The sequence below is a fragment of the Achromobacter sp. FW305-C-13 genome (assembly GCF_058783475.1).
The window spans coordinates 741,103-755,769 of record NZ_JBYSYN010000001.1 but is presented as its reverse complement, the minus strand read 5'-3'; the positions used below and the strand labels follow the sequence as shown (position 1 = coordinate 755,769).

General features: G+C 64.0%; 14 protein-coding genes. 13 read left to right on the top strand and 1 reads right to left on the bottom strand.

What is annotated here, in order from left to right; genetic code table 11:
• The first annotated feature begins 609 nt into the window (after positions 1–609).
• Both AC3WMU_RS03525 and AC3WMU_RS03520 read left to right on the top strand, forming a co-directional pair.
• Complete coding sequence (locus AC3WMU_RS03525) at positions 610–1,107, top strand: hypothetical protein (RefSeq protein ID WP_492281831.1); 498 nt, start codon at positions 610–612, stop codon at positions 1,105–1,107.
• 2 nt (positions 1,108–1,109) lie between these two features.
• Positions 1,110–1,709 carry an OmpA family protein gene (locus AC3WMU_RS03520; RefSeq protein ID WP_492281830.1) on the top strand — a complete coding sequence of 200 codons (600 nt, stop codon included), beginning with the start codon at positions 1,110–1,112 and terminating at the stop codon, positions 1,707–1,709.
• Between the two features lie 15 nt (positions 1,710–1,724).
• On the opposite strand, the gene AC3WMU_RS03515 is transcribed toward AC3WMU_RS03520, so the two are convergent.
• Positions 1,725–1,934, bottom strand: a complete 210-nt coding sequence (locus AC3WMU_RS03515; protein ID WP_492281829.1) for a hypothetical protein — start codon at positions 1,932–1,934, stop codon at positions 1,725–1,727.
• A 249-nt stretch (positions 1,935–2,183) separates the two neighbouring features.
• On the opposite strand from AC3WMU_RS03515, the gene AC3WMU_RS03510 reads away from it, so the two are divergent.
• The 11 genes from AC3WMU_RS03510 (at position 2,184) to AC3WMU_RS03460 (ending at position 14,665) form a co-directional block, all read left to right on the top strand.
• Positions 2,184–2,750 carry a sugar O-acetyltransferase gene (locus AC3WMU_RS03510; RefSeq protein WP_113914596.1) on the top strand — a complete coding sequence of 189 codons (567 nt, stop codon included), beginning with the start codon at positions 2,184–2,186 and terminating at the stop codon, positions 2,748–2,750.
• A gap of 375 nt (positions 2,751–3,125) precedes the next feature.
• Complete coding sequence (locus AC3WMU_RS03505; RefSeq protein WP_088587075.1) at positions 3,126–4,103, top strand: LysR family transcriptional regulator; 978 nt, start codon at positions 3,126–3,128, stop codon at positions 4,101–4,103.
• On the top strand, positions 4,100–5,575 hold the full coding sequence (locus AC3WMU_RS03500) for a flavin-containing monooxygenase (RefSeq protein ID WP_006227054.1): 1,476 nt from the start codon (positions 4,100–4,102) through the stop codon (positions 5,573–5,575). The genes AC3WMU_RS03505 and AC3WMU_RS03500 overlap by 4 nt, the downstream gene beginning before the upstream one ends.
• Complete coding sequence (locus tag AC3WMU_RS03495; protein WP_492281828.1) at positions 5,572–6,546, top strand: ABC transporter permease; 975 nt, start codon at positions 5,572–5,574, stop codon at positions 6,544–6,546. Before AC3WMU_RS03500 ends, AC3WMU_RS03495 begins: the two co-directional genes overlap by 4 nt.
• Positions 6,543–7,460 (top strand): ABC transporter permease, encoded by a 918-nt coding sequence (locus AC3WMU_RS03490; protein ID WP_280025937.1) that lies wholly within the window; start codon positions 6,543–6,545, stop codon positions 7,458–7,460. The genes AC3WMU_RS03495 and AC3WMU_RS03490 overlap by 4 nt, the downstream gene beginning before the upstream one ends.
• Entirely contained in the window at positions 7,457–8,464 is a 1,008-nt protein-coding gene (locus tag AC3WMU_RS03485; protein WP_492281827.1) for an ABC transporter ATP-binding protein, read from the top strand. The genes AC3WMU_RS03490 and AC3WMU_RS03485 overlap by 4 nt, the downstream gene beginning before the upstream one ends.
• Complete coding sequence (locus AC3WMU_RS03480) at positions 8,461–9,477, top strand: ABC transporter ATP-binding protein (RefSeq protein WP_280025935.1); 1,017 nt, start codon at positions 8,461–8,463, stop codon at positions 9,475–9,477. Before AC3WMU_RS03485 ends, AC3WMU_RS03480 begins: the two co-directional genes overlap by 4 nt.
• Before the next feature lie 83 nt (positions 9,478–9,560).
• On the top strand, positions 9,561–11,132 hold the full coding sequence (locus AC3WMU_RS03475) for an ABC transporter substrate-binding protein (RefSeq protein ID WP_280025934.1): 1,572 nt from the start codon (positions 9,561–9,563) through the stop codon (positions 11,130–11,132).
• 4 nt (positions 11,133–11,136) lie between these two features.
• A complete protein-coding gene (locus AC3WMU_RS03470; protein ID WP_492281826.1) occupies positions 11,137–12,495 on the top strand; it encodes an acyl-CoA thioester hydrolase/BAAT C-terminal domain-containing protein in 1,359 nt (452 codons plus the stop codon).
• Between the two features lie 24 nt (positions 12,496–12,519).
• Positions 12,520–13,695, top strand: a complete 1,176-nt coding sequence (locus AC3WMU_RS03465) for a CMD domain protein (RefSeq protein WP_492281825.1) — start codon at positions 12,520–12,522, stop codon at positions 13,693–13,695.
• Positions 13,696–13,801: 106 nt separating this feature from the next.
• A complete protein-coding gene (locus AC3WMU_RS03460) occupies positions 13,802–14,665 on the top strand; it encodes a class I SAM-dependent methyltransferase (protein ID WP_492281824.1) in 864 nt (287 codons plus the stop codon).
• Positions 14,666–14,667 lie beyond the last annotated feature (2 nt).

Here is a 14,667-nt window from a genome sequence, read left to right as displayed (position 1 = left end):
AGTCTACCGGGTTGGAACAAAATACGAATTCCGCCGTAAGCGGGCTGTTGCGATTGACCGCTGGAATCCCTGCCGGACCGGGTGTACCGTATTTGAACGGCATATGCCGCGTCACCTGAACAGGTACGCATCATGACGTCCCATCCCCCCCGCTCTCCGCAAGCCCCCGCCGCCCCCGACGCTCCGGTTTCCCCGCACGCCGAAAAGGACCGCGCCAAAGCGGATCATCTGCAAGAAGAGGCCCGGCGCAAGGCGCTGGCCAGTGCCCAGCATAAAGAAAGCCCGCGCAATATGTCCGCGCCCCGGTATCACGGTGGACATCGCGGCGGTTAGGCCCGGTTAATCAACAGGCACGTCGATGGGCCGCCGGCGAAAGAATACAACCACATGTTTCTTGCGCCGCGGGCCATCCAGTTTCCGTTATGGCCCGCAGCGTCCCCCCGCTTCCCCTTGCACGCCCTCTTCCGAGGGCCGCTGCGCATTCCTTATCACGGTAACGATTTGGAAAATAATCGCATTGAAATATGCGCCGCGAAAGCAGACTATCGCCCATTGGATTAGGCCGATAGCTTGAGTCTGATCCAACCGGATCAATCAAGGAGGCTTATCGTGAATCCCATCAGACCCGCCGTGGCGGCCTGTGCGTTGGGCGCAATGTTGACGTTGGCCAGTTTCAACCACGCCGCACATGCCCAGGCCGCAACCGAGGCCACTGGCACCAAACCGCTGGCGACGGGCCTGACGGAAACCGGCACGGCTGAAGGCCAGGTGGTTGAAGCGGTGCGTAGCGGCGATATCCTGACCCTTAAGGTCCGGTTCAAACCGATCGTGCCCGGCAAGACGGAAATGGTGTATTCGCAGATCACGAAAAACGATTACGAAGACAGCTTCTATGTCATCGCCGGCAATAAAAAGCACCTGCTGCTGAAAGACAGCAACGATAAGCCGCTGACCAATCCGAAACTGGTGCTGAAAACCTCGAAAGACGCGCCGATCGCGGGCGCCTGGCAGGGCAAATTCCCCGCGCCGCCCAAAGACATTACAGAGGTGTCCCTGACCATACCGGGTGTCGAAACTTTCGACGCCATCAAGATCACCGACCGCTGATCATGGCCCCCGCCCGGTATGTTCCGGCCGCGCTGGCCGCAGCGCTACTGATCTTGGCCCACGGCGCTGCTGCGCAAGAGCCGCCGTATAAAGCGGAAGTCCTGGATTTGCAGGCGACCATATTGGACTTGAAGGGATTCCCGTCAGACACGGGTGCGGGCGTCTCGGACCTATCCGCGCAGATAAGCGATCTGGCGGGCCGCCACGAAGGCTTGTCAGTGCGGCAGGACAAGGACGCCGTCACGGTATCGATGCTGGGCGACGTGCTGTTCGATTTCGACAAGGCCGCTATCCGGCCAACCGCCGAGCCCGCCTTGCAGGATATTGCGCGGGCAATCCAGGCGGCCCCCGCCGGCCGCGTCGCCATTGAGGGCCACACCGATGCCAAGGGCACGGCCTCGTATAACCAGACACTGTCAGTGAAACGGGCCAACGCCGTCTTGCAATGGTTGGCGAATCACGGCGTGGATAAGGCGCGCCTGGCAGCCAAGGGCTACGGGGACACCCGGCCCGTGCAGCCCAACGCGTTGGCCAATGGCGCTGACAATCCGAAGGGGCGCGCGCAGAACCGCCGGGTGGAATTCGTGTTGCCCAAGCACTGATTAAGCAATGCGGACCTAGCGGTCGCGCTCTTCTTCGTCTTCTTCCTCTTTCGACTTGACCTCTTCCAGCTTCACCATTTGCGTACTGCCATGCATGGCGGCACACTGGTCGGGCTGCTGCGAGCTTTTTACGCACTCGGCAAAAGCCAAGGCAGCATCCACGGTGGCGAAGTGGTACGAATGGCCGTTGGTAAAAGCAACTTTTCCTTCGACTGAGCAATCCATCAGGCCTCCGAATGACTATTGATTGATGTGTTTGCGCGCGGCAGCGGCGGCGCGTTTATGACTGTTCTTCCCAATTGCCAAATGGCCAGCGTCGCTTTTTGGGTTCGGGCGGGGGATTTTGCTTATTCATTATGCGTTCCGATTTTTGGTTATGAGAATCCTATCTTCGGAGTCGTAACAGCGATGTAAGGGTTCGCAAACAAGCCCTTCACCCACTCAGTACGCATGCCGATTTGGCAAAGGAATTCCATGCCCCCTATACAAGTAAGCGGCGAGATCGAGAAAATGCGCTCGGGTGCCCTGTACGACCCCACCGCCGCAGAAATCCAGCAGGAACAAGCGGCCACCATGGCGTGGCTGGCCCGATACAACGCCGCCCTTGCCCAGCCTGCCGAGCCGCGCTTTGCGCTCTTGCGGGAACGCCTGGGATCGGTGGGTGAAGGCGCCGTGGTGCGCCCGCCATTCCATTGCGACTACGGCTTCAATATCCACCTGGGCGCCGGGGTGTTCCTGAACTTCAACTGCGTGATTCTGGACGTGGTCGAGGTGACCATCGGCGACCGGACCCAGATCGGGCCCGGCGTGCAGATCCTGGCCGCGGACCACCCGCGCGATGCCGCCACCCGCAACGCGGGACTGGAGTTCGGCCGCCCGGTCCGCATCGGCGCGAATGTGTGGATCGGCGCCGGCGCGCTAATCTTGCCCGGTATAACAGTGGGGGATGACGCGATCATTGGCGCGGGCAGCGTGGTCACCCGCGATGTGGCCGCCGGCGCAACCGTGGTGGGCAATCCCGCCCGCCCCGTCAACCGTTGAAGTGGCAACGACTCGTCTGAACCAGGAGACCCAAATGGCAATATTCGGCGCATTCGTACTGCTTCACGGCATCATCCTGCTGCCCTTTCTTATTGTCTAGCCGGCAGGACGCCACCGCAGGCCCCGATCCCACGGGGCCTCGCTTTGCATGCCGGCGGCCCGCTGGCAGCCGCCTGAAGTCACGCCAAGGTCACGCCAAATTTCCCCGCGCCCAGAAAACTCGTTTAGGGAAAACCCGCTAAGCCCTTGAAATAACTGGAAGTAATGAAAAGGCATCAGGAAATCCCCTATTAGGGAATTTGCTTATGCCTTTTAACTATTTGCAGCGCGCATACTTGCCGGGCAAGAATTCGCTCTGAGCATAAAGCAAGACAGATGGAACTACGTCAACTCGAGGCCTTCGCGGCCGTCATGTCCACAGGCAGCGTCACCGCTGCCGGGCGTTTGCTTGGGCGTTCGCAGCCGGCCATCAGCCGCCTGCTGCAAGAGCTGGAAGCCGAGATCGGCTACGCGCTCTTCAGCCGCAGCGGCCCCCGCGTGACGCCGACCGAGCAAGGCTTCCTGCTGTATGACGACGTGGAACGCGCGTTGGCCAGCCTGCAGCAGATCCGCGGCCGCGCCGAAGAGATCGCCCGCGGGCAAGCCAAGCCGCTGCTGCTGGCCGCCACCTCTGCCCTGGCTGCCGGGCTGTTGCCCGACGCGCTCAAGCGCATTGAATCCCAGACCACCGGCACACGCATCCAGGTGCGCAGCGCTTCACCCGAACGCGTCGTGCACGCCGTCTTGAGCGGCGCCGCGCAGTTGGGCGCCACCAGCTTGCCGCTGGAGCATCGCGGCCTGAACGTGCATTGGATCGGGCAGGCGCCCTGTGTCGTCGCGCTGCCGGAAGACGACGCGCTGGCCGCTCACGATGTGGTGCCCGTCACGGCGCTTGCCGGACGCCGCCTGATCACCATGGCCAACCCCTATCGCCTGCGCCGCCGGCTGGATGCCGCGCTGGCCCCGGACGGCAATGCGCCAGGCACCATCGAAACCAATTCGTCCGTCAACGCCCTGGCCGCCGTGCGCGCCGGACTGGGCGTGTCGGTGCTGGAACCGATTACCGCTTACGGCGTCCCGATGCCGGGCGTGGCAATCCGGCCCATCGACCTGGACATCCCCTTTTTCTTTGGGGTCATCACCCCGCAGTCGCAACCCCTGACGCCGGCCTGCCAGGCCATGGCCGACGCGCTGGCCGATGCCGCCGCTGCCCTGCTGCCCGGCTTTGTGCTGCACGACGCGTGTGAGCACTCGGCACTGTTGCAGTCGATTTACGGTGATGACGCCCCTGTTATGGAAACCCCCGCACTATGAATCTGCCCCTTGCCACCCCGCCGCAAGGCTTAGCCGCGCTGGAAGCGCGCCTGCGGCAAGACCTGTCCTGGTTGGAAATTCCCGCCAAGAGCTGGGTCGCGCCGCGCCTGGTGGACGGCCAGCAAGTCCTGGACGTGGTCGTCATCGGCGGCGGCATGGCCGGTTTGGCTGCCGCGGCGTCTTTGACGCATCTGGGCATCGCCGCACCGATCTTCGATCAGGCCCCCGAAGGCTATGAAGGCCCCTGGGCCACCACCGCCCGCATGGAAACGCTGCGGTCCCCCAAGCAATTGACGGGCCCTGCCCTGGGCTTGCCGGCACTGACGTTCCGCGCCTGGTTCGAAGCGCAGTTCGGCTCGGACGCTTGGGAAGCGCTGGACAAGATTCCCCGCCTGCAATGGATGGACTACCTGCGCTGGTATCGCCGCGTGCTGAACCTGGACGTGCGCAACGAACACCGCGTGTTGTCCGTGCAGCCGCGCGCCGACCGCCTGGTGCAGCTGGACATTGAATCCCCCGCCGGCCGCAGCACGGTGCTGGCGCGCCGCGTCGTGCTGGCTACCGGCCGCGACGGCCTGGGCGGCGCCTATGTGCCTGATTTTGCAAAGAAGTTGCCGCGCGACCGTTGGGCGCATTCGTCCGACGTGATGGACTACGCCACGTTGGCCGGCAAGCGCGTCGGCGTCGTGGGCGCAGGCGCGTCCGCCATGGACAGCGCCGCGACCGCCTTGGAAGCCGGCGCCGCCAGCGTCGACCTGCTGATCCGCCGCAACGACATTCCGCGCGTGAACAAGGGCAAAGGCGCAGGCAACCCGGGCCTGACCCACGGCCACCTGACGCTGCCCGACGAATGGAAGTGGAAGATCCGCCACTACATCAACGCCGCGCAAGTGCCGCCCCCGCGCGGCAGCACCTTGCGCGTGTCTCGCTTCCCCAACGCCCGCTTCAACCTGGGGTGTGGCGTGCAAGACCTGGCAATGGTCGGCGACGAGATCCACGTCACCACGCCCAAGGGCGTATTCGTGCTGGACTTCCTGATCTTCTCGACGGGCTTCCGCATCGACTGGACCGTGCGTCCGGAATTCGCGCCGCTGGCGCCCCACGTGCGCAACTGGGGCGACCGCTTCACTCCGCCCGCAGGCGAAGAAGACCAGGAACTGCACGATTCGCCCGACCTGGGCGCCGTCTTCGAACTGCAGGAAAAGGTCCCTGGCGCCTGCCCGGGCCTGGACCGCGTGCACTGCTTCTCGTACCCGGCCGCGTTGACGCAAGGCACGATCTCGGGGGACATCCCCGCCATCAGCGACGGTGCCAAGCGCCTGGCGCAAGGCATCGCGGGGCTGTTCTACCGCGAGGACGTCGAGACGTACTACGCCAATATGGAAGCGTTCTCTGAACCCGAGGTGTTCGGCGACGAGTGGGTTGCCGCCCAACCCCCGGCCTCGGCACCGCAGGCGGAGACCGCGCAATGACCGGCTGGTTGCTACGCCGCGTGGCGCAAGCCGTCGTGGTTGTTTTCTTGATGACGCTGATCGTCTTCGTGGGCCTGCACGCCATCGGCAACCCCGTGGACATCCTGATCGGCCAGGACGTCGACCAGGTGGACCGCGCCCGCATCATCGCGGAACTGGGTCTGGACAAGCCCTTGTGGCAGCAGTACCTGGGCTTTTTGAACGGGGCGCTGCACGGCAATCTGGGCAACAGCTTCGTCTACAACATCCCCGCCATCGAACTGGTGATCCAGCGCCTGCCGGCCACCCTGGAACTGGCGATCAGCGCCCTGCTGCTGGCCGTCAGCATCGGCCTGCCGCTGGGCCTGGTGGCAGGCCTGTACCCCGACAGCCGCTTTTCCAAGATGATCATGGCCGGCAGCATCGTCGGCTTCTCGCTGCCCACCTTCTGGGTGGCGCTGATGCTGATCATGACGTTCAGCGTGTCGCTGGGCTGGCTGCCCGCCAGCGGCCGCGGACAGACGGTGGAGTTCCTGGGTTTCCAGTGGTCATGGCTGACGGCCGATGGCTGGCGCCACCTGATCCTGCCCGCGCTGAACCTGTCGCTGTTCAAGATTTCTTTGGTCATCCGCCTGACGCGCGCCGGCGTGCGCGACGTGATCCCGCTGGACTTCGTGAAGTTCGCCCGAGCCAAGGGCCTGTCGCCGTTCCGCGTGGTCTGTGTGCACGTGTTGCGCAACACGATGATCCCGCTGGTCACCGTGCTGGGCCTGGAACTGGGTTCGACCATTGCGTTTGCCGTCATCACGGAAAGCATCTTTTCCTGGCCCGGCGCCGGCAAGCTGATCCTGGACAGCCTGAACGCGCTGGACCGCCCCGTGATCGTCGCCTACCTGATCGTGGTCGTGTGCCTGTTCGTGACGCTGAACCTGATCGTGGACATTCTTTATAAAGTGCTGGACCCCCGGGTACGGCTGGAGGGCTCGGCATGAGCGCCACTTCTACTCCGACGCCCGCGCCCGCCCTGCGCCGCGAATCGCCCTGGCGACGTAACCTGACCGAATTCCTGTCGTCCAAGACGGCGGTATTTGGTCTGGTCATCGCCACGCTGCTGATCCTGGCCGCGATCTTCGCGCCGTGGATTTCGCCGCAGAACCCGTACGACCTGCTGCAGATCGACGTGCTGGATTCCCGCATGACGCCGGGTTCCATGAACGGCCTGGGCACGTTCCACTACTGGCTGGGCACTGACGGCCAGGGCCGCGACCTCTTGTCCGGCATTCTGTATGGCCTGCGCATCAGCCTGATGGTGGGCGTGGGCTCGGCCGTGATTGCCGGCATCGTCGGCACGCTGCTGGGCCTGCTGGCCGCCTACGCGGGCGGCAAAGTCGATGCCATCATCATGCGCCTGGTCGACCTGATCTTGTCGTTCCCGTCGATCCTGGTGGCCATGATGATCCTGGCCTACCTGGGCAAAGGCGTGGGCAACGTGGTGTTGACGCTGGTGATTCTGGAATGGGCCTACTACGCCCGCACCGCGCGCGGCCAGGCCCTGGTGGAACGCCGCCGCGAATACGTGGAAGCCGCCCGCTGCCTGGACATCCCCAACTGGCGGATCATGTTGAAGCACATCCTGCCCAACTGCCTGCCGCCGCTGATCGTGATCGGCACCCTGCAGATTGCGCGCGCCATCACCTTGGAAGCCACCCTGAGCTTCCTGGGCCTGGGCGTGCCCGTGACGGAACCATCGCTGGGCCTGCTGATTTCCAACGGCTTCCAATACATGCTGTCCGGCGAATACTGGATCAGTTTCTACCCCGGCATCGCGCTGTTGATCACCATCGTCGCCATCAACCTGGTGGGCGACCGCCTGCGCGACGTGCTGAACCCGAGGACCCACAAATGACCGACCGCACCGCCACCGGCGCGCCGGCCACGCTTGAGGTGCGCAACCTGCGCACCCACTTCCATACCCGCGCGGGCGTGCTGCCCGCCGTGGACGACGTGTCGTTCACGCTGGAGCGCGGCAAGATCCTGGGCCTGGTCGGCGAATCTGGCTCGGGCAAATCCGTCACCGGCTTTTCCATCATGGGCCTGGTGGACGCGCCGGGCCGCATCGTCGGCGGCGAAGTCCTGTTCCAGGGCCGCGACCTGACCAAGTTGTCGCCCCGCGAGCTGCGCAAGTTGCAGGGCAACCGCATCGCCATGATCTTCCAGGATCCGATGATGACGCTGAACCCCGTCTTGCGGGTGGACGTGCAGATGATCGAAACGGTGCGCGCCCACAACAGGATGAGCAAGGCTCAAGCCCGCACGCTGGCCCGTGACACGCTGGGCATGATGGGCATTCCCAGCCCGGAAGAGCGCCTGTTGGCTTACCCGCATCAGTTGTCGGGCGGCATGCGCCAGCGCGTGGCCATTGCCATTGCCATGCTGCACCGCCCCGACCTGATCATCGCGGATGAGCCGACGACCGCGCTGGACGTCACCATCCAGGCGCAGATCCTGTCCGAAGTGCAAAAGCTGGCGCAGCAACACGGCACCAGCCTGATCTGGATCACGCATGATCTGTCCGTCGTGGCCGGCTTGGCCGACGACGTGGCCGTGACGTACGCCGGCCGCATCGTCGAACACGGTAAGGTGGACGACGTGCTGGACCGTCCGCAGCATCCGTACACGGTGGGCCTGATCGACAGCTTGCCCAGCAACAACCAGCGCGGGCAGCGCCTGCGCCAGATTCCCGGCATGACGCCCAACCTGCTGCACCTGCCCGCCGGCTGTGCGTTTTCCGCGCGCTGCTCGCGCGCCACCGCCGCCTGTGGCCAGCAACCCGGCATTACCCAAGCCTTGCCCGAACATAAAGTGCGCTGCTTCCATCCCACGATCCAAACCAGCGAGGTAACGGCATGACTCTATCAGCCGCCCCCACCCCGCTGATTGACCTTGCGCAAGTCAGCAAGCGCTTTGGCGAACGCAAGATCGGCGCCGCCGGCCGCGCCATGCAAAAGCTGGGCTTATCCAAGCCGCCCGCCATCACGCGCGCCGTGGACAACGTCGACCTGATCGTGAACCCTGGCGAAGTGGTTGGCCTGGTCGGAGAATCCGGCTGCGGCAAGTCCACGCTGGGCCGCATCGCAGCGGGCCTGTTGACGCCGTCGGGCGGCGAAGTCCGCATCAACGGCGTGCGCCCGTCGGACATGAACTCGGCCGCCGCCCACGCCGCGCGCCTGACCGTGCAGATGATTTTCCAGGACCCGTACGCGAGTCTCAACCCGCGCCTGCGCGTGGACGAGATCGTCGGCGAAGCGGCCCGCATCCACGGCCTGGTGGACAACGCCGGCTTTGACGACTACGTCAGCGCCCAGCTGGAACGCGCCGGCCTGGACCCTGCGCTTCGCCAACGCTATCCGCATCAATTCAGCGGCGGCCAACGCCAGCGCATCGGCATCGCCCGCGCGCTGGCCGTGCAGCCGTCCATGCTGGTCTGCGACGAAGCCGTGGCCGCGCTGGACGTGTCGATCCAGGCGCAGATCCTGAATCTTTTCATGGACCTGCGCGAAGAACTGAACCTGACGTACCTGTTCATCAGCCATGACCTGGGCGTGGTGGAGCACCTGTCCGACCGCGTCGTCATCATGTACCTGGGCCGCGTCGTGGAAACGGCAACGGTGGAAGAAGTCTTCCAGCGCCCCAACCACCCGTACACGCAAGCCCTGCTGGCGGAAATTCCCAGCCTGAAATCGCGCCACAAGATCTTTACCGCGATCAAGGGCGAGATCCCCAGCCCGCTGAACCCGCCCGGCGGCTGCCATTTCCATCCGCGATGTCCGCATGCGATGCCGCGCTGCAAGACCGAGGTTCCCACGTTGAAGGGAATCGCCATCAACCATTTAAGCGCCTGTCATTTGAACGACATGGCCTGAACCTAATCGGCTGCGTTGTACGCAAACACAGCGCAGCCTTCGGAACACTGCACTTCGTTCCCCCCCTACCAAGGACCCCGAACATGAAACGCTTGATTCTCTCCACGCTTACCGCCGCCATCCTGGGCGCGTCCGCCGCGGCTTCCGCCGACAACCTGACGATCGGCTTTGCCGACCCGCTGTCGTCGCTGGACCCGCAACTGAACAACCACGCCGGCGACCGCTCGGTGGCCCTGCACTTCTGGGACCTGCTGATCGAGAACAAGTGGAACAAGCTGCAGCCGGGCCTGGCCGTCAGCTGGAAGCCGCTGGACGACACCACCTGGGAATTCAAGCTGCGTGAAGGCGTCAAGTGGCAAGACGGCACGCCGTTCACCGCCGACGACCTGATCTATTCCTACACCCGCGCGCGCGCCGTGCCGGGCAGCGTGGCAACCTACGCCGGCTACCTGCGCACCATCGACACGATGACCGCCAAGGACCCGCTGACGCTGATCGTCAAGACCAAGGCCCCCAACCCCGACCTGCCGCTGAACCTGGCGTCGGTGCACGTCGTCAGCAAGCACGTCGGGGAAAAGTCGACCACCGAAGACTACAACTCGGGCAAGGCCGTCATCGGCACTGGCCCGTACAAGTTCGTGTCCTACACGCCGGGCGACCGCGTCATCATGGAACGCAACGACGGCTACTGGGGCGACAAAGCCACCTGGGACAAGGTCAACTACCGCTACATCAACAACGCCGCCTCCCGCACCGCCGCCCTCTTGGCGGGCGACGTGGACGTGATCGACAAGGTCTCGGTGTCGGACCTGGCCAAGCTGCAAAAGGCCTCGAACATCTCGGTGTACCCGTACGACGGCCTGCGCGTCATGATCCTGCAACCCAGTTTCAACCCCGCGCCCAACCAGTACATCACCGACAACAACGGCAAGCCGCTCGACAAGAACCCGCTGCTGGACCTGCGCGTGCGCAAGGCGCTGAACCTGGCGATCAACCGCAAGGCCATTTCCGACCGCATCCTGCAAGGCGCCGCTACCGAAGCCAACCAGTGGATGCCCAAGGGCACCTTCGGCTACAACCCCGACGTCAAGGACATCCCCAACGACGTCGAACAAGCCAAGAAGCTGCTGGCCGAAGCGGGCTTCCCCGACGGCTTCAAGCTGACCATGCACGTGCCGAACGACCGCTACCCGCAAGGCCCGGAGACGGCCCAAGCCGTTGCGCAATTCTGGACCCGCATCGGCGTGAAGACCCAAGTGGAAGTCGTGCCGTGGGCCGTGTATTCGGGCCGCGCCAACAAGAACGAATTCGCCGTCAGCATGCTGGCATGGGGCAACGGCACGGGTGAAGCCAGCTACGCGCTGGTCAACATCCTGGCCACCGTCGACGCCAAGAAGGGCCTGGGCGCTTCCAACTGGGGCCACTACACCAACCCCAAGGTAGACGCCGCGCTGGAACAATCCACCTCGGAATTCGACGTGGCCAAGCGTGAAGCCATCCTGCGCGACTCCGTCAAGATCGTGGCGGACGACGTCGGCATCATCCCGCTGTACCACTACAAGAACATCTGGGCCACCAAGAAGGGCCTGAAGGTCACCCCGATGACCAGCGACCGCACGGCCGCCATGATGGTCACCAAGGACACGGGCAAGTAAAGCCATGGTGCCGACCTTAACCATCACCCCCGCGGACGCCCTGATCGACGTGCCGCGCCAGATCCGGGTTGAACACGTCGAACCCGGCCAGACGGTGGAGATCACCACCCTGACCCGCCGCAACGGCGTGCTCTGGCAAGCCCAGGCCGCCTACACGGCGGGCGACGACGGCGCCGTCGACCTTACCCGCGACGCGCCCGTGTCGGGTGACTACAAGGGTCTGGCCCCCATGGGCCTGATCTGGTCGCAGTCGCCCGTGGACTCGCCCAGCCGCGAACATTTCAACCACCCGGTGACCGACGCGCTCGTCACCGACGTGGTCGCCCGCGTGGCCGGCGCGCAGGCGCAAGCCAGCTTCACGCAACGGCTGGCGCTGGACGGCGTCACCCGCCACGAGGTCCGCGAAGAAGGCCTGGTCGGCACGCTGTACCTGCCGGCAGGCAGCAAGCCGGGTTCGCATCCCGCCGTCATGATCCTGAACGGGTCCGGCGGCGGCATCAACGAACCGCGCGCGGCGCTGTATGCGTCGCGCGGCTACGCCGCCTTTGCACTGGCCTACTTTAAGGCGCCGGGCCTATCCGACTACATCTCGAACACCCCGCTGGAATACTTCCAGACCGGCCTGCGCTGGCTGCGCAAGAAGGTCCAGCCCAAGCACGACTTCGTCGCCATCAGCGGCCAGTCGCGCGGAGGTGAACTCGTGCTGTTGCTAGGCGCCACCTTCCCCAAGGAAGTGTCCGCCGTCGTCGCCTACGTACCCGGCGCCGTCGTCCACAGCGGCCAGAACGCCTGCGACCCCAAGATCGGCCGAGAAGGCCCCACGTGGTTGCTGGGCGGCAAGCCCATCCCCCACGTCTGGGAAAACAACCGCACCGCGACGTGGGCGCCGTTTGACGAAGGCCCCTCGCCGCATCGTCACGAAAAAGCCATCCTGACCGCGCTGCAAGACCCCGACGCCGTCGCCCGCGCCCGCATTCGCGTGGAAGACATTGAGGGCCCGGTCATCCTGCTGTCGGCTACCGACGATGGTTCCTGGCCGTCGAGCCTGTACTCGAAGATGGTGCAGGACAAGTTGCTTGAAGTGAAACACCCCTACCCCGTCGAATGGCTGGACTACGAAAACGGCGGCCACTCGATCCTGTTCCCGTACGTGCCCACTACCCAGCTCGTCTACGCCCACCCCGTGTCGGGCAAGATCAGCACCAGCGGCGGCAACCCCAAGGACAACGCTCGCGCCGACCAGGAATCGTGGGAAGGCGTGAAGAATTTTTTGGACGCGGCGGTGAAGGCGCGGGCGGCTTCGGCTTCGGCTGGCGCGGATTCGGCAAGCACGTCCGCAAGCAACCCCGGCAACGCCGGCTGAACAGACACCAAGGAGAACATCCCCATGGCACAACAACCCATCGTCTATGACGCCGTCAATGATCTGGTCGACAAGCTCGTCGGCCTGACCCCCGGCAGCAAAACTTTTGAGGTTCGCCACCAACGCGAAAAAGTCGCCGCCGCCACGCAAGGCAGCTACGACGCCCTGTTCGACCCCGCCCTGCCCGGCCTGTCGCTGACCGAACGCCTGCTGGTCGCGCTGTACGCCACCCGAATCAGCCCGTCGCCGCTCTTGGCCTCGCACTACCGCGCCCGCTTGGCCGAAACGGACGCTGCCCCCGCCGACATCGCCGTTGCTGAATCCGGCAAGCCGGCAGACGCCGCAAACCCGCGCCTGGCTGCGGTGTTGGAATTCACGCGCAAGCTGATTGAGAACCCCGTCGAAGGCGACGAAGCTGCGCTCAAGACCCTGCCGGCCGCAGGCGTCTCTACCCCCGCGGTCGTCACCCTGTCGCAACTGATCGCCTTCCTGTCATACCAGACCCGCCTCGTCGCGGGCTTGATGGCGTTGCAAGCGGCCGAAGGCCAGACGGTACCCGCCAATGCGGCTGAAGCTGGCGCGGTCGCCGCCAAACCCGGTACCACCGCACCCGGCGCCGTCCTCAAGGCCCACGGCTTCACCAACGAAGTGCTGGAGTGGAAAGCCTGGCTGGACGTCGTCAACGTCGACACCGCCAGCCCGGAACAAATCGCCGTCCTGGAAGAAAGCCACCCCAAGGCCAAGGTCTCGGACTACTACCTGTTCCTGGTCCACCAACCGGAAATCCTGCGCCAGCGCTCGGCAGCGTTCAACGCCATCATGTACGCGCCGGGGGGTCTGTCGCGTGCGGAACGGGAATTGGGCTCGACCGTCGTGTCGCGCGTCAATGGATGCGTGTACTGCGCATCGGTCCATGCGCAGCGCTTTGAGCAACTGGCCAAGCGCAATGACGTGATCGCGCAGGTGTTTGAAGATCCCGCCTCCGCTGGGACGAATGCGCGTGAACAAGCGATTGGCAAGTTCTCGATCCAGATCACCGAAGCGCAGGCGAACGTCAATGCGAACAGCGTCCAGGAACTGAAGGACGTGGGCCTGAGCGAAGGCGAGATCCTGGATCTGCTGCACTCGGATGCGATCTTTGCCTGGGCGAATCGCTTGATGTTGAACTTGGGGGAGCCGGTGTTCCCCTCCGCCGCCTGACGGTCGGCTTTTCGACTGCCCCACGGCCGCGTCAGCGTTTTCGTTAAACTGACGCTTTCCGCGCCTCTACGCGCCCCGCCCCTAGCGGGGCGCTTTGCCTTTCCCCATGTCAGAAAAAACCCACGACATCCGCCCCGGCCAGTCGATCGAACTCCTCAAAGCCCTGCACATCCTGACCCGCGACGGCAAGATGAACCAGGACAGCCGCCGCAAACTGAAGCAGGTCTATCACCTGTTTCAGTTCATCGAGCCGTTGCTGAAAGACGTGCAACAAGAACGCGGCGCCGTCACGCTCGCGGATCATGGGGCTGGTAAGTCGTACCTGGGCTTCATTCTGTATGACTTGTTCTTCAAGGAACAGAAGGATGCCGTGGGGAATGGCTCCCATATTTATGGGATCGAAACTCGCGAAGAACTGGTGAAGTCGTCAGAGGAACTGGCGAAGCGGCTGGGGTTTGGCGGGATGTCGTTCTTGAATCTGTCTGTGGCGGAATCGATTACTTCGAGTCGGTTGCCGGGGACGATTGATGTGGTGACTGCGTTGCACGCTTGTAATACGGCGACCGATGACGCGATTCACTTTGCGCTGGAGAAGAAGGCGAAGTACATCGTGGTCGTGCCTTGCTGCCAGGCGGAGGTGGCGTCGGTGCTAAGGAAGAATAAGGGGAAGGCGCTGGCTGATCCGTTGGCGGAGATTTGGCGGCATCCGCTGCATACGCGGGAGTTTGGAAGCCAGATTACGAATGTGCTGCGGTGCTTGCAGCTTGAGGCGCATGGGTATCAGGTTAGTGTGACGGAGCTGGTGGGGTGGGAGCATTCGATGAAAAATGAACTCATCATCGCGCAGCACAAAAATCTGCCGACTCGGAAGCCTGCGGAGAGGTTGACGGAGATGTTGGAGAGGATTGGGTTGCAGGAGTTGAAGGATCGGTTTTTTGTACCGGTGGCTGGGGCGGCCGTCGCTGAGTAGGT

What these genes read in the sequence shown, in the direction of transcription:
- AC3WMU_RS03520 (WP_492281830.1), top strand. Translation starts at nt 1,110, where the DNA reads ATGGCCCCCGCCCGGTATGTTCCGGCCGCGCTGGCCGCAGCGCTACTG.
- AC3WMU_RS03515 (WP_492281829.1), bottom strand. Translation starts at nt 1,934, where the DNA reads ATGGATTGCTCAGTCGAAGGAAAAGTTGCTTTTACCAACGGCCATTCG.
- AC3WMU_RS03510 (WP_113914596.1), top strand. Translation starts at nt 2,184, where the DNA reads ATGCCCCCTATACAAGTAAGCGGCGAGATCGAGAAAATGCGCTCGGGT.
- AC3WMU_RS03505 (WP_088587075.1), top strand. Translation starts at nt 3,126, where the DNA reads ATGGAACTACGTCAACTCGAGGCCTTCGCGGCCGTCATGTCCACAGGC.
- AC3WMU_RS03500 (WP_006227054.1), top strand. Translation starts at nt 4,100, where the DNA reads ATGAATCTGCCCCTTGCCACCCCGCCGCAAGGCTTAGCCGCGCTGGAA.
- AC3WMU_RS03495 (WP_492281828.1), top strand. Translation starts at nt 5,572, where the DNA reads ATGACCGGCTGGTTGCTACGCCGCGTGGCGCAAGCCGTCGTGGTTGTT.
- AC3WMU_RS03490 (WP_280025937.1), top strand. Translation starts at nt 6,543, where the DNA reads ATGAGCGCCACTTCTACTCCGACGCCCGCGCCCGCCCTGCGCCGCGAA.
- AC3WMU_RS03485 (WP_492281827.1), top strand. Translation starts at nt 7,457, where the DNA reads ATGACCGACCGCACCGCCACCGGCGCGCCGGCCACGCTTGAGGTGCGC.
- AC3WMU_RS03480 (WP_280025935.1), top strand. Translation starts at nt 8,461, where the DNA reads ATGACTCTATCAGCCGCCCCCACCCCGCTGATTGACCTTGCGCAAGTC.
- AC3WMU_RS03475 (WP_280025934.1), top strand. Translation starts at nt 9,561, where the DNA reads ATGAAACGCTTGATTCTCTCCACGCTTACCGCCGCCATCCTGGGCGCG.
- AC3WMU_RS03470 (WP_492281826.1), top strand. Translation starts at nt 11,137, where the DNA reads ATGGTGCCGACCTTAACCATCACCCCCGCGGACGCCCTGATCGACGTG.
- AC3WMU_RS03465 (WP_492281825.1), top strand. Translation starts at nt 12,520, where the DNA reads ATGGCACAACAACCCATCGTCTATGACGCCGTCAATGATCTGGTCGAC.
- AC3WMU_RS03460 (WP_492281824.1), top strand. Translation starts at nt 13,802, where the DNA reads ATGTCAGAAAAAACCCACGACATCCGCCCCGGCCAGTCGATCGAACTC.